14 protein-coding genes are annotated in these 12,440 nt (G+C 59.2%); 1 reads left to right on the plus strand and 13 read right to left on the minus strand.

The annotated features are described in order from the left end of the window. From ABY948_RS07035 to ABY948_RS07050, 4 genes are all read right to left on the minus strand, one after another. Nucleotides 1-543 (minus strand): FGGY family carbohydrate kinase (locus tag ABY948_RS07035; protein WP_461481814.1); only part of this gene is annotated, 543 nt, incomplete at its 3' end. A gap of 258 nt (nucleotides 544-801) precedes the next feature. Then, a complete protein-coding gene (locus tag ABY948_RS07040) occupies nucleotides 802-1,944 on the minus strand; it encodes an NADP-dependent oxidoreductase (RefSeq protein WP_461481815.1) in 1,143 nt (380 codons plus the stop codon). Next, nucleotides 1,868-2,731 (minus strand): alpha/beta fold hydrolase, encoded by an 864-nt coding sequence (locus tag ABY948_RS07045; RefSeq protein ID WP_461481816.1) that lies wholly within the window; start codon nucleotides 2,729-2,731, stop codon nucleotides 1,868-1,870. Before ABY948_RS07045 ends, ABY948_RS07040 begins: the two co-directional genes overlap by 77 nt. A 15-nt stretch (nucleotides 2,732-2,746) precedes the next feature. Beyond that, nucleotides 2,747-3,217 (minus strand): MaoC family dehydratase, encoded by a 471-nt coding sequence (locus tag ABY948_RS07050; RefSeq protein ID WP_461481817.1) that lies wholly within the window; start codon nucleotides 3,215-3,217, stop codon nucleotides 2,747-2,749. A 110-nt stretch (nucleotides 3,218-3,327) separates the two neighbouring features. Here ABY948_RS07050 and ABY948_RS07055 point away from each other — a divergent pair, with 110 nt between their 5' ends. Beyond that, a complete protein-coding gene (locus tag ABY948_RS07055; protein WP_461481818.1) occupies nucleotides 3,328-3,894 on the plus strand; it encodes a TetR/AcrR family transcriptional regulator in 567 nt (188 codons plus the stop codon). 171 nt (nucleotides 3,895-4,065) lie between these two features. On the opposite strand, the gene ABY948_RS07060 is transcribed toward ABY948_RS07055, so the two are convergent. The 9 genes from ABY948_RS07060 to ABY948_RS07100 form a co-directional block, all read right to left on the minus strand. Next, nucleotides 4,066-4,539, minus strand: a complete 474-nt coding sequence (locus tag ABY948_RS07060) for an NYN domain-containing protein (protein WP_461481819.1) — start codon at nucleotides 4,537-4,539, stop codon at nucleotides 4,066-4,068. A 98-nt stretch (nucleotides 4,540-4,637) separates the two neighbouring features. Further along, on the minus strand, nucleotides 4,638-5,648 hold the full coding sequence (locus tag ABY948_RS07065; RefSeq protein WP_461481820.1) for a zinc-dependent alcohol dehydrogenase family protein: 1,011 nt from the start codon (nucleotides 5,646-5,648) through the stop codon (nucleotides 4,638-4,640). Nucleotides 5,649-5,703: 55 nt separating this feature from the next. Next, nucleotides 5,704-6,735 carry a M48 family metalloprotease gene (locus ABY948_RS07070; RefSeq protein WP_461481821.1) on the minus strand — a complete coding sequence of 344 codons (1,032 nt, stop codon included), beginning with the start codon at nucleotides 6,733-6,735 and terminating at the stop codon, nucleotides 5,704-5,706. Between the two features lie 156 nt (nucleotides 6,736-6,891). Further along, nucleotides 6,892-7,452 (minus strand): GNAT family N-acetyltransferase, encoded by a 561-nt coding sequence (locus ABY948_RS07075; RefSeq protein WP_461481822.1) that lies wholly within the window; start codon nucleotides 7,450-7,452, stop codon nucleotides 6,892-6,894. After that, complete coding sequence (locus tag ABY948_RS07080) at nucleotides 7,449-7,835, minus strand: DUF488 domain-containing protein (RefSeq protein WP_461481823.1); 387 nt, start codon at nucleotides 7,833-7,835, stop codon at nucleotides 7,449-7,451. The genes ABY948_RS07075 and ABY948_RS07080 overlap by 4 nt, the downstream gene beginning before the upstream one ends. 287 nt (nucleotides 7,836-8,122) lie before the next feature. After that, nucleotides 8,123-9,817: a Na(+)/H(+) antiporter subunit D gene (locus ABY948_RS07085; protein WP_461481824.1), complete on the minus strand. Its 1,695-nt coding sequence runs from the start codon at nucleotides 9,815-9,817 to the stop codon at nucleotides 8,123-8,125. Beyond that, complete coding sequence (locus ABY948_RS07090; RefSeq protein WP_461481825.1) at nucleotides 9,804-10,112, minus strand: hypothetical protein; 309 nt, start codon at nucleotides 10,110-10,112, stop codon at nucleotides 9,804-9,806. The genes ABY948_RS07085 and ABY948_RS07090 overlap by 14 nt, the downstream gene beginning before the upstream one ends. A gap of 9 nt (nucleotides 10,113-10,121) precedes the next feature. Beyond that, complete coding sequence (locus ABY948_RS07095) at nucleotides 10,122-11,597, minus strand: proton-conducting transporter transmembrane domain-containing protein (RefSeq protein WP_461481826.1); 1,476 nt, start codon at nucleotides 11,595-11,597, stop codon at nucleotides 10,122-10,124. Next, on the minus strand, nucleotides 11,594-12,440 hold an 847-nt coding region (locus ABY948_RS07100; RefSeq protein WP_461481827.1), incomplete at its 5' end, for an NADH-quinone oxidoreductase subunit N. The genes ABY948_RS07100 and ABY948_RS07095, both read right to left, overlap by 4 nt.

A 12,440-nucleotide genomic window follows, 5' to 3' on the forward strand; every position in this document is an offset into this window, starting at 1 on the left:
CGGGTCGATGGCAAAACCCTGTTCGCGGGTCAGGGCAAATAGCAGATAACTCGCCAGTGGCCCGCAGGCCAAACGCTGTGCGGCCAATGCCTCGCTAACGGCGGGAAGGTTGTCCAGGCACCAGCGCATCTTGCTGGCACCGTAGTGGGCGTTGGGGCGCAAACCGGTACGTTCCGCCACCTCAGTATCGTTCAACTGCAATTCGGCTAACAGGTTGGCAGCGCGGGTATCCTGCCAGCTGAGCAGCGGTGACAGCGGCTCGCCGCTGTGCCGATCCCAGCACAGCAAACTGGAGCGCTGGGTCACCAGGGCAGCCGCTTTCAATTCATGGCGTTGTGCCCCCAGTTGTTGGGGCAGCTGGCCGAGCAGGGTGCGAATGGAAGCCACCAGTTCAACCGGGTCCTGTTCCACCCGGTCGGGGGCGGGATAGCGGGTCTGCACCGGCTGGCGCAGCAGCAGGCGCTGTCGGCCAACGGCATCGAATACCAGCAGGCGGCTACTCTGGCCGCCCTGGTCAATCACCAGATAAAGGGCATCGCTCATCACTGCATTAAAGCAAAGTTTTCGTCGCTGCGAACGGGATATAGGCGATTGCAGCAACCCGCGAGCAGCGGGCCGCGCAGCAGCTATCGCCCGGGAGGGGACTGGGCGCCAGCTCACCGGTCGGGAGCGAACATCATCACTGCATCCATCAACTCCGGAGAGGCATCCGTCCCCTGAGTGGACCCAACACCCTGCTGAATATGGAACTAAATGGGGCACCACAAAAATGCGGTGCTCCTGTTCTCTTACCGATTGTGGCTACGATTTCATCTTGACGACGACCTTGCCTTTGGCCCGCCCTGTTTCGGCATAGGCCATTGCCTCCTGGATAGAGGCAAACGGGAAAACGCGATCAATCACCGGTTTTATGACACCGGCGTCAATCAGGGTAGCGATGCGTTCCAGTTGGCCACCGCTCGCGCTCATAAAATGAAATGCATAGCTTACCCGATGTCGCCGTGCCTTCCGCCTGATACCATAGCTCAACAGCCCCATGAGTTGTTTAAAAACCCAACCCAGGCCCAGCGCTTTCGCAAAGTCGGGGTCCGGCGGCCCGGAGATCGAAATCAGCTGGCCCCCCGGTTTTAACACTTGCACCGATTTTGCGAGCGTCCTGGTGTCCAGACTACTCAACACCAGATCGTAGTCACTGAGCATTTTTTCGAAGTCGTCCCGCGTGTAGTCGACCACAATATCCGCGCCGAGGTGCTTCACCCAGTCGACATTCGCCGTGCTGGTTGTCGTCGCCACGGTGGCACCCAGATGTTTTGCCAATTGGATGGCAAAGGTTCCCACACCACCGGAGCCCGCATGGATCAGCACTTTTTGCCCCTGCCGCAGATTCGCTTTTTCGACCAGGACCTGCCAGGCGGTCAAACCCACCAGCGGGATCGATGCCGCCTCTGTCATGCTGAGGGTTTTCGGCTTGAAGGCCAGGGAATCCTCTTTTATCGCGATGTATTCCGCGAAGGCACCGATGCGGTCAGCATCCGGCCGCGCATAGACCTCATCGCCGGGCTTGAAGCGCGTCACCAGCGGGCCGATGCGAACCACCACACCGGCCAGATCATTGCCCATAATGAGTGGCAGCTGGTAGGGCAAAAGGAGCTTGAACTCACCATTTTTGATTTTGACATCCAGCGGGTTAATGCTGGCGGCGTGAACTTCAACCAACACGTCACCATCCCGCAACGTCGGCTCCGGCAGATCGCCAATCCGGCCACCGCCCTTTTTGCCATAGCCATCAATAATGTATGCCTTCATGATATTTCCCCCGCTAAATGGTTCACCAGATCCACCCTGTTCATGGTCGAATATTGTCCGATCATGCGGTTGCCAGAAAATAGTCGATCTGCGCCGCCACTTCCTGCGGGTGTTGCTGGTGGGGCCCGTGACCGGCATTGGGGTACATGGCCAACTGGGCGTTGGCAAGCTCCCGGTACAGTACCCAGTGGTTCTTCGCCGGAAAGAAGGGATCGCGATCCCCGGACACGATCAGCGCCGGTTGCCGCAGTTCATTCAGGCGACTGTAGTGACCACTTGCCCCGCCCATGAAATCCCCAATCAGCTGTGCCATCACATCCATCACCTCCGGCCCAACCACCGGCTCGAGGTCTTCGCTGCGGGCCATGACCCGCTCAATGAACGCCTGCGTTTCCTGTTCATGGCCAACCGCAAAGAACAGGTAGCGGATATCCTCAAAGCTGTACTCCGTTTGGGTCGCAATGTTGAAGACGATATCGGTTGGCGGTTCGTTGTCGGGATTGCCACCCGCGCCGGTACCGACCAGCACCACCTTGCGCACCAGTGTTGGTTCGGCCATGGCGATGGCCTGGGCGACAAAGCCGCCCATTGAGAAGCCCAACACATCGACACTCTGATAGCCCAGCGCCCTCACGAAGTCGGCGGCGTTTCGGGCCTTCTCATCCACGCTAGTCGCGGCAGAACCTGTCGAGGTGCCGATCCCCGCGTCGCTGAACAGGATGACATGGCGCGTCCTGGCCATTGCGTCCACAAAGCCGGGGTCCCAGTCATCCAGGGTGCCGCGGAAACGCTGTAAAAAGACCACAGGCGTCGGGTCCGCGGGATTCGCCTGCCCCAATTCACGATAGGCGTAGCGAACACCACTGACGTCTACATGTTTGGTGCTAATGGTGGAGGCCTGGCTGCCATTGTCGAAGTTAGTCATGTGTTACTCCTGAATTTAATCCCGGTGTTTTGTTGACGAAGCAGGGCGGCAGGGGACGAATAGATTTGCTACAAACACCTGCACGGGTTCGTTGTGCTGATTCAGCGTCGTGCTCTTTACCTTGAGAACTCCCAGCTCGGGAGAGGATTTGGAGACGCGGGTCTCCAGCACTTCGCTTTCGACCCGCAACTCATCCCCCGGTCGCACCGGTCGCGGCCAGCGCAATTCATCAAAGCCGGCGCCGACGATGCCCCAGGCGGGCTTGAAATCGCTATCGACCAATAACTTCATCGTGATCGCCGCGGTGTGCCAACCGCTGGCGGCGAGACCGCCAAATATCGAATGACTGCCAGCGCCTTCATCGAGATGAAACGGTTGCGGGTCGAACTCGGCGGCAAAGCTTTTAACGCGCTCAGTGTCGATGCGAGCTCGGCCGGAACTGAATTGTTGTCCCACCGCAAAATCTTCCAGGTATCGCTCGGTCATATCGGCTACCTCTCCAGCGAACAGTTATATGACGACCGCCATGATTGAATTATATGACATTCGTCATATATAATGTCAAGCAGTTTACCGGCACCCCAAAGGAGAGCGCGATGAAAGTGACCAGAGAACAGGCTGCCCAGAACCGGGAGCGGATTGTCGAGGCCGCCGCCCAGCTATTCCGCGAGCGGGGGTTTGACGGTATTGGGGTCGCCGGCCTTATGAAGGAGGTGGGCCTCACCCACGGCGGTTTCTACGGCCACTTCGCCTCTAAAGAGGATCTGATTGCCGAAGCGTCCGCCTGTGCCCTCAAACGCTCACTGACTGACTGGAACGAGTTCGTGGATCGCGCACCGGATGATGCGCTGTCTGCCATTGCCGGCCGCTACCTGAGCAGCAACCATCGCGACAACCCCGGTAAAGGTTGTCTGCTGGCCGCGCTTGGACCGGACCTGTCACGACAGGGACCGGCCGTGCGGCATGCCGCTACCGACGCCATACGCGCTGCTCTCGACTTTCTGACCAGGCTCGTGTCAGGCAAATCCAAAGCGGCAAAAAGGCAGCAAGCCATCAGTGCCTACGCAACCCTGGTGGGCACCATGGTCATGGCGCGGATCGTAGACGATCCCGTGTTTTCGCAGGAAATTCTGGATGCCAGCCGGGTAGCGCTCGAAGAGTGAAGAGGAGGGATTAAGGATTGACTCAGATAAGAGTCCAATAGCGGGATAGCGGCTTTTAAGTAGCCATGGTTACTGTGCGCATAGGGCTGCGAACCCGTTGCGACAGCTTTTTCACTTAAAAAAGAACCTGTACTTTTTTCCCAACAACCTCGTTGTTTTTTAAACCGACGGTTAACCCAGCAACAGCCCATTCTCGATGGGGATGAACTCACTGGCGGCATTGATAAGCGATGCGGCAGTCAGTTTGGGCACACCGTAGACCTCGACCACTTTCCCTTTCTCCACCAACGTGTTTACCAGCAGGTCAAAATCGCCATCGCCGGACACCAGCACCACCACGTCCGCTGCCGCGGCGTACTCCATGGCGTCGATGGTGATGCCGACATCCCAGTCGCCCTTGGCGGAACCGTCCGCGCGCTGGATAAAATTCTTCAACTTCCCCTCGAAGCCGATGGCCCGCAGAATATTCTGAAACTCGCGCTGTTTCTGGTCGCCTCGTTCCGTAGCATAGGCAATGGCTTTGACCACCTGCCTGTCGGCGGTGGCTCGCGCCCAGAAGGCGTTGTAGTCAAAGTTGCGCCCGTAGGTCTGCCGCGTTGTGTAATAGACATTCTGCACATCCACCAACAGCACCACGTTCTTCATCGCCAGCATCCAGGTTAATCAATAGCGGGCCATTACAGAACAGCGCGGGCGGTTACTCAAGGGAAAACTCGACTTTCCGGCCGACAGGGACAAAAGCATTACGGCGCCAGCACGGCGGCACCGCTGAAGCGACCGCAACGCAGATCCTCCAGGGCCTGCCAGGCCTGCTCCAGTGGATAGCGGGTGACCCTGGTGTGAACCGGAATCGCCGCCGCCCTGGGCAGGAATTCCTCGCCGTCGCGGCGGGTCAGGTTGGCCACCGACTGCAGGCGCCGCTCCCCCCACAGCCAGCGGTAGGGAAAGCCGGGGATATCAGACATGTGAATGCCGCCGCAGATCACGCTGCCGCCCTTGCGCACCGCCTGCAATGCCTGGGGTACCAGTTCTCCGGCGGGAGCAAAGATAATCGCCGCGTCCATCAGTTCTGGCGCTCCGTCACTGGCTCCGCCCGCCCAACTGGCCCCCAGGGAACGGGCAAATGCCTGTCCTGCGCTGTCGCCGTCGCGGGTAATGGCAAATACCTTGCGCCCGTCGGCCCGCGCCACCTGGATCAGGATATGGGCCGCCGCACCGAAGCCGTACAGCCCGAGCACCCTGCCCTCCCCGGCCATGCGGTAGGCGCGGTAACCGATCAGCCCGGCACAGAGCAGCGGTGCCACCTGGATATCACTGTAATGGTCCGGCAACGGAAAACAGAAGTCGGCGCGGGCCACGGCGTACTCCGCCATGCCGCCGTTCAACTGGTAACCGGTGTACTGGGCGCGATCGCAGAGGTTCTCCCGACCCCGCTGGCAGAACTCGTAGTGGCCGCAACTGCCGCCCAGCCAGGGCACGCCGATTCTTTGGCCCAGACTGAAGCGACCCACCTCCGAACCCAGCGCGACGACTTCGCCGACAATCTGGTGACCGGGAACCAGCGGCAGCACCGGCTCATCCAGTTCGCCGTCGACAATGTGCAAGTCGGTGCGGCAGATACCGCAGGCTCTCACCCGTATCAGCAGCTGATCCGGCGCAGGCTCGGGAACCGGAACTTGACGCCTTTGCAAAGGCTGGCCCACCCCGTGAAAGACCATGGCCCGCATGGTGGCAGGCAAACTGTATTCCGCCACGACTTATCACCCTCCGCAGGGTTGCCCATCGTTGCTTAACGCTGCGTCCGTCGGGCTATTTCCGCTCCGGCAGCAGCTCCGCTTCGTTAACCAGTTTCCGCTGAATCTCCCCGTGGGCCGCCTTGAGATTGGCCCAGCGCTCTGCCGTGGACGGATGGGAACTGCTGTAATGCTCCCTGATGCCGTCGGGGTGCTCGATGGCCATCCGCCGCCAGAATGCATTCACCACCGCGGTATCCACGCCGGCATTGGCCAGGTAATACATACCCACATAGTCCGCCTCCCGCTCAAAGTCCTTGCTGTAGAGACTGGCTGCCACATTGCCAAAGGTACCGCGGGTGTTGACGCCGTAGCCCGCGGCAATAATGTCGAAGATGCTGCCCAGCAGGTAATTGCCGGTTAGCTTTTCAATATGCCCCTCGCTGTTGTGGGCGAACTCGTGGGCGATCACCGTCATCAGCTCGTCATCGGATTCGGCAAAGCGGTACATGCCCGCCGTCACATACACCGACCGACCGTCTGCGGCGGCGTTGAGGCTATCGTCTTTTACCAGCATCACCGGGAAGGAACAGGCTTTCACCGGCACGATGTCCAGTGTCAGCAGCTTACCGGCCCGTTCAATGCCCAGCACCAGTGGCAAATCGGATGTCGGCATGGACAGCGCTTCCAGGGATTTGGCGAACGCCTCGGTGGAACGGGTTCGCGGGATCTCGACACCATTAACCGAACGGACCACATCCATTTCCCTCAGCCCTGCATAGGCCGCCGGGCTGCCGAAAATGACATGGGTGATGACAATGCCCTCTCCCACTCCATACACCCCGGAAAACAGCGCCCGGTCGTTTTCCGACAGGGCGGACATATCCTTCCACACCCAGCCGAAAGAGCGAATCTGATGCTCGGGACACAGCTTCAAGCCACTGGTCCTCAGCCGCCAGGCCAGGTCTTGCAAATGTGACTGCCGTTCCAGATAGATCTTTTCCGCCTCGATTCGCTGCCACTCCTGCTCCTTCAGCACCTCCGAGGCCGAGGGGTGGGCAATCTCCGTGGTCGGAGCACAGGCGGTCAGCACAGAGGCCAGGCACACCAACACCGTAGAAAAACATAACCTGCCGCATCTCAACATCGTCACTCACACCGGCTTTCAAGCGGCTTGAACAACAGCCGTCTCCCAACCGCAAAACAGTCAGGCTTCCATTATTAAATATAGAAGAAACGGGCCGTGGAAAGGTGGTTGCGGTGGTCAGGATATCGCGGGATCAGTGAGTAACAGCGTGACATCGACCACAGAGCCCTCCGAGTGGCGCTGCACGGGCAGTCCCAGGTGCAACAGCACTTCCAGCATTTTGCGGTTCTCACCCATCACCGCGGCGCGAAACTCCATCACCCCGGCGGCCCGCGCCACCTGCACCAGATGCCGCAACAACACCGTGGCAACTCCCCGTCCGTGATAGACATCGTCAACCGTCAGGGTGATCTCGGCGGCGCGCACAGGCTCGTCCGCGCAGAGAAAGTAACGACCGACACCAATCACCAGCGACTTACCCTCATCAATCGCCACCAGCGCCACATGCCGGTCGAAATCGATCTCGGTGAAATACACCAGCTCCTCGGGCGAGAGTTCATGCTTGTGCCGGAAGAAGCGGAAGTAGGCGGATTCGGAGCTGAGGCGTTGCAGGCCCGCCTGCAGAGCCGCCTTGTCATCGGGGCGAATGGAACGAATCAGCAGCTCGTGACCATCGAGCAGGTGGTCGCGAGCACAATAGTGGCGCAGGGATTCCGGCGTTGCATCCACTGGGATCATGCCAGCCTGGCCCCGCGCTCGACCAACAGTTCACGCAAAATAGACCGGTGACAGCGGGCCTCGTTTTCGCAGTAGCAGCCCACCGACAGATTGGTGTGCAGGGACAGCGCCGCCAGCAGGTCGAGCAGCCGGCGTTTCTCGGGCGCGGCCAGCTCCTTGCGGAATTTTGTCGCAAAGGCCGCCCAGGCCTTGTCACTGTCAGCCGCCAGGGCCTGCTTCACCAGCTCGGCTGAGGGCGACAGATTCGGCAGCCAGACGTCGTACCAGTTCCGCGAGGCAAACTCGCTCTTCGGCACACCCCTGGGTGGTCGCCTCACGGTGCCGATGCGCAGCCCTTCGTCACGGGCCCGCTCTGAACCCAAACGCACGATGCGAATCGTCATCAACGGCTCCTCCGTTCATGCACTTACCGTGAATCACCAGCCTTTATTACAGAACAGCCCGGAGACTTCCTCAAGGTAATCGGATGAACTGCATTGAAAAAGGTTTGGCGATCCCGCCTCAACATACCGTTCGGCAGAAATCAACGTCCCCGAAAAAGCATGTCAACTTGCCAGACAGGGTGGACAGAAGAGGAATGGGTTGAGCCATCCACAGTTATGCATTACAAAAAGCCGACGTCGGTGTCCGGCATGGAATTACCCACCTGCCAGCCAACGGCTGATTGTTGTCAGTACAGGCTGAGGGACAAGTAGACCGCCAACAGCACCACCACCCAGGTCACGACACTGCCGGTGGGCCATGTGCGCGCCAGAATGCCCTCTGGTCCGTGGTGCTTGGAAATGTGCGCCAGAACCCAGGCAAACAGTTTTGTCGCTACCGTGCGCAATGCAGTGTTGGCGGCAACGATCACCCCGGTAATCCGCTGGAGAACGGAGGGCGCCAGCCGTCGGTAGCACCACTCCGCATCCAGGTTTACAGAGCGCAATTCCGGCGGATACATGTGCCGCAGGTTCAGCCAGACAAATGCCAGTGCCGAGAAACAGAGTAACTGGGTCTGGGCCAACACGTGAGTGGCATCGTAGGGGTTGTAGCCGGTGTCGTAGGGCAACAGTTGGTACAGCACCTCAGGGAAGATACCGATGGTCAGGCACAGGGCCGCAGCGATGGTCATGGCCAGCAACATGTTGAACGGCGGCTCCGAGGTACGAATACCGGCATCGTGGGCAAAGAACGCGAAGTAGGGAATCTTGATGCCGGCATGATGGAATACCCCCGCAGAGGCAAACAGCAGCATCAGCCAGATCCATGGGTAGTCATTTTCCAGCGCCGCACTCATCACCATGGACTTGCTGACAAAACCACTGAATAGCGGGAATGCGGAAATGGAAGCGGCGCCGATAATACAGAGCACCGTGGTTTTCGGCATGCTCTTGTAGAGTCCGCCGAGGTCCGACCCGTTTATACGCCCGGTCATATGCAGCACGGCGCCCATGGACATAAACAGCAACCCCTTGAAGATCACGTCGGTAAAGGCGTGGGCCACCGCACCGTTGATGGACAAGGCCGTGCCAATACCCACACCCACCACCATAAAGCCGAGTTGGTTGATCAGGCTGTAGGCCAGCACCCGTCGCAGGTCGTTTTCAATCACCGCATAGAAAATCGGGAAACAGGTCATGGCCACGCCGATATACACCAGCAACTCAGTGCCCGGATAACCCCGCGCCAGGGCGTACACCGCCACCTTGGTGGTAAATGCACTGAGGAACACCGTGCCGGTGGGGGTGGACTCCGGGTACGCATCGGTCAGCCAGTTGTGGAAAAACGGAAAAGCACACTTGATGCCAAAGGCCAAAAAAATCAACCAGCCATATACACCCTGCAAGCCAATCTCGACGAAAGACAGGGAAGTCACCTCACGGCTGTAGAGAATGATGCCCCCCAGCAACAGCAGGCCAGAAAAGACCTGAATAATCAGGTAGCGCATGCCAGCGCGGTAGGACCGCTCGGAGCGACGCGCCCAGACCAGAAATACCGAGGTCAATGCCAGCAGCTCCCAAAACACGAACAGGGTCAGCAGGTCCCCGGCGAAGACCGCCCCCAGGGCACTGCCCGCATAAAACATCGCCGCACCCTGCTGCATCCGATCCCGCACGTGCAGCGAGTAAATAATGGCAATCAGGGCGGCGATGTGGAACAGGTGGCCGAACAGAATACTGAGCCGGTCTACCTTGTGAAGGGTCAACTGAAAATCGAGGAAAGCCAGCTGGCCGTAGCTGCCCTCCGGGGTCAACCACAGGTTTGCAGCACTGACTACCGGAATCAACAACATCAGCACGGCCCGAGGCCTGCCGCTGGTGAACAGCACCACCGCCCCGGCAAGGTAGAAGAACAGGAAAGGCGGCAACTCAAAGGGCATCATCAGTATGCCCCCCGCTATGTTGTTCGTCCCGATCAGCCGCCTGCTCCCGGCGCAGATAATAATCCGCATCCCGCATCAGGAAAGTGCGCATCCACTTGGCTACCAGCACCAGCAACACACAACCCACAAAACCATACAGGGCGTAAAATCCCCACAGGTTTTCCCAGGAATGATAGACATGGCGGTGAATCACAAAATCCAGCGCCAGCAACAATACACAACAGGCAAACAGTGCACGCAGGACCAGGCGCACATTACCGGGCTTGTCAAAAAAATGTGGTTTTTCAGAATTCATCTATCCCCCCTATCCGATACTTCGCGCCAGGTCATAAAGTGGCTGTGGAAAGAAGAACAGCAACAGGCACATCAGGGTGGTAATCATTATGGCCAGTAGCGACGCAAGTGGCGCCTCGTGAATCCCGGTAGCCTCACCTGATCCGCAACCGGCAGTGACATTGGCCGGGAAGAAGGCTTTCAGGGGTATCGGCAACAGATAGGCAATGTTCAGCAGCGAACTGACCATCAACACCCCCATCAATAACCACTGCCCCGCCTCCAGGGTGCCCAAAATCAGGTACCACTTGCTCCAGGAACCGCCTGTAGGCGGCAGACCGATTATGCTCAGGCTGGCGATGAAAAAGGCCGCCATGGTCAGCGGCATGGCTCGTCCCAGCCCACGCATATCACTGATCTCGGTTTTGTGGCTGGCCACCAGAATGGCGCCGGCACAGAAGAACAGCGTGATTTTTCCAAATGCGTGCATGGCAATGTGCAGCGCGCTACCCAGTAACCCGGCGCTGGTGGCCAGCAGGATGCCGAGGCTGATATAGCCAAGCTGACTGATGGTGGAATAGGCCAGTCGGGCCTTGAGGTTGTTCTGGCGCATGGCCACCAGAGAGGCCGCCAGCACCCCGAAAGCCACCAGGTAGAGCAGCCATTCTGTCACTGCCAGGCCACCCAGGGTATCGAGACCGAATATAAAAACGCCCACCTTAACCAGGGCAAATACCCCGGCTTTCACCACTGCCACCGCGTGCAACAAGGCGCTTACGGGGGTAGGTGCAACCATTGCCGCCGGTAACCAGCGGTGAAAAGGCATCACCGCAGCCTTGCCGATGCCGAACACAAAAAGTACGAGCAACAGTGACAGCAATACTGGGGGAGTATCGTCACCAAAAATGCCGCCTTCCGTGAAGGTCAGAGTTCCGGCCAGGGCCCAGGTTGCAATGATGGCGGGCAAAAAGAACACAATGGAAGTTCCCAGCAGCAAGCCGAGATACGTCCGCCCTCCCCGCAGCGCCCTATCAGTGCCCGCATGGGTCACCAGCGGGTAGGTACTGAGGGTAAGAACTTCGTAAAAAATAAACAGTGTCAACAGGTTATCGGCCAGGGAAATACCACCGACAGAGGCAATGGCGACAGCAAACAGTGCGTAAAAACGTGTCTGGTTAGCTTCCCCATGACCGCGCATATATCCGATGGCATAGAGTATGGTCACAACCCAGAGGAAGCTGGCAATCAGGCAGAACAGCATGCCGAGAGGTTCCAGCCGGAATGAAATGGTCAGCCCCGGCAACAGCTCCAGCAGGGTCCAAGCGCTGCGATCCCCCGCCATAACAGCCTGGTAAAGTAGCCAGACCGAGGCAAACAACAGTGCGCCAGCCACGAGGGAAACCCCTTCCCGCAGATTCGGGCGCAAGCCAGTTAGGGCAACGCCAGCTGCGGCCAGCAGCGGAATCACCAGCACTGCCTGCATCAGCCCGATCACGGACAGGCTCACTGGCCACCTCCCAGCAAGGCAGTGGCCACCGCGCCGCTGGTGCCCACGGTCAAGCGGGTATCTATACCCAGATAAATATTCACCAGCACCAACAGCCAGATGGGCACCAGCAACGCAAGAGGAGCCTCCAGCCGGCCGGAGCCGAGCAAACCTTCCGGCAGCTCATTTTCAGCGCGCTGAAAATAGGCCGTTTCCACCAGCCGCCACACATACACCACGGCGAGAATGGAGCCTGTCACCACCAGCAAGGCAATGGGCCACATCCCCGCTTCAATGGCCGCCAGAATCAGGTACCACTTGCTGACAAAACCCACGGTGAGGGGCATCCCTATCAGGCTCAGCCCGCCGATGACGATGGCAGCCATCGTCCAGGGCATACGCCGACCCAGCCCCCGGAAAGCGCTGATATCGGCACTGCCGAGGCGATACACCACCGCCGCCAGGGCCAGGAACAGGGCGCCCTTCATCAGCGCGTGATTGAACAGGTGCAACAATGTGGCCTGCAGGCCGAACACGGTACCGAAACCAATGCCGATAATCATGTAGCCGATCTGGGCGATGCTGGAATAGGCCAGCATGCGCTTGATGTTGGTCTGCGCCAACGCCATCAGGTTGGCGCCAATCATCGTGATCGCGGCCAACCACCAGAAGGCATCCTGCCACTGGCCGTGCAGCGCACCGAACGCCACGTAGAACACTCGGAAGAACGCGACGAATCCTGCGGCCTTGACCGCCGCCGACATGTAGGCGGTCACCGGAGAGGGAGCGCCCTCGTACACGTCCGGGGTCCACATGTGGAACGGGATGAGTGAGACCTTGAACCCGAACCCGACCGTGAGGAGC

The sequence above is a fragment of the Porticoccus sp. genome, assembly GCF_041592135.1.
Lineage (GTDB): Bacteria > Pseudomonadota > Gammaproteobacteria > Pseudomonadales > Porticoccaceae > Porticoccus.

Excerpts from the sequence above, each read along its gene's own strand:
- ABY948_RS07080 (WP_461481823.1), bottom strand. The coding sequence starts at position 7,835 with ATGACGATTCGCATCGTGCGTTTGGGTTCAGAGCGGGCCCGTGACGAA.
- ABY948_RS07085 (WP_461481824.1), bottom strand. The coding sequence starts at position 9,817 with ATGATGCCCTTTGAGTTGCCGCCTTTCCTGTTCTTCTACCTTGCCGGG.
- ABY948_RS07060 (WP_461481819.1), bottom strand. The coding sequence starts at position 4,539 with ATGAAGAACGTGGTGCTGTTGGTGGATGTGCAGAATGTCTATTACACA.
- ABY948_RS07050 (WP_461481817.1), bottom strand. The coding sequence starts at position 3,217 with ATGACCGAGCGATACCTGGAAGATTTTGCGGTGGGACAACAATTCAGT.
- ABY948_RS07055 (WP_461481818.1), top strand. The coding sequence starts at position 3,328 with ATGAAAGTGACCAGAGAACAGGCTGCCCAGAACCGGGAGCGGATTGTC.
- ABY948_RS07045 (WP_461481816.1), bottom strand. The coding sequence starts at position 2,731 with ATGACTAACTTCGACAATGGCAGCCAGGCCTCCACCATTAGCACCAAA.
- ABY948_RS07090 (WP_461481825.1), bottom strand. The coding sequence starts at position 10,112 with ATGAATTCTGAAAAACCACATTTTTTTGACAAGCCCGGTAATGTGCGC.
- ABY948_RS07040 (WP_461481815.1), bottom strand. The coding sequence starts at position 1,944 with ATGCCGGTCACGGGCCCCACCAGCAACACCCGCAGGAAGTGGCGGCGC.
- ABY948_RS07075 (WP_461481822.1), bottom strand. The coding sequence starts at position 7,452 with ATGATCCCAGTGGATGCAACGCCGGAATCCCTGCGCCACTATTGTGCT.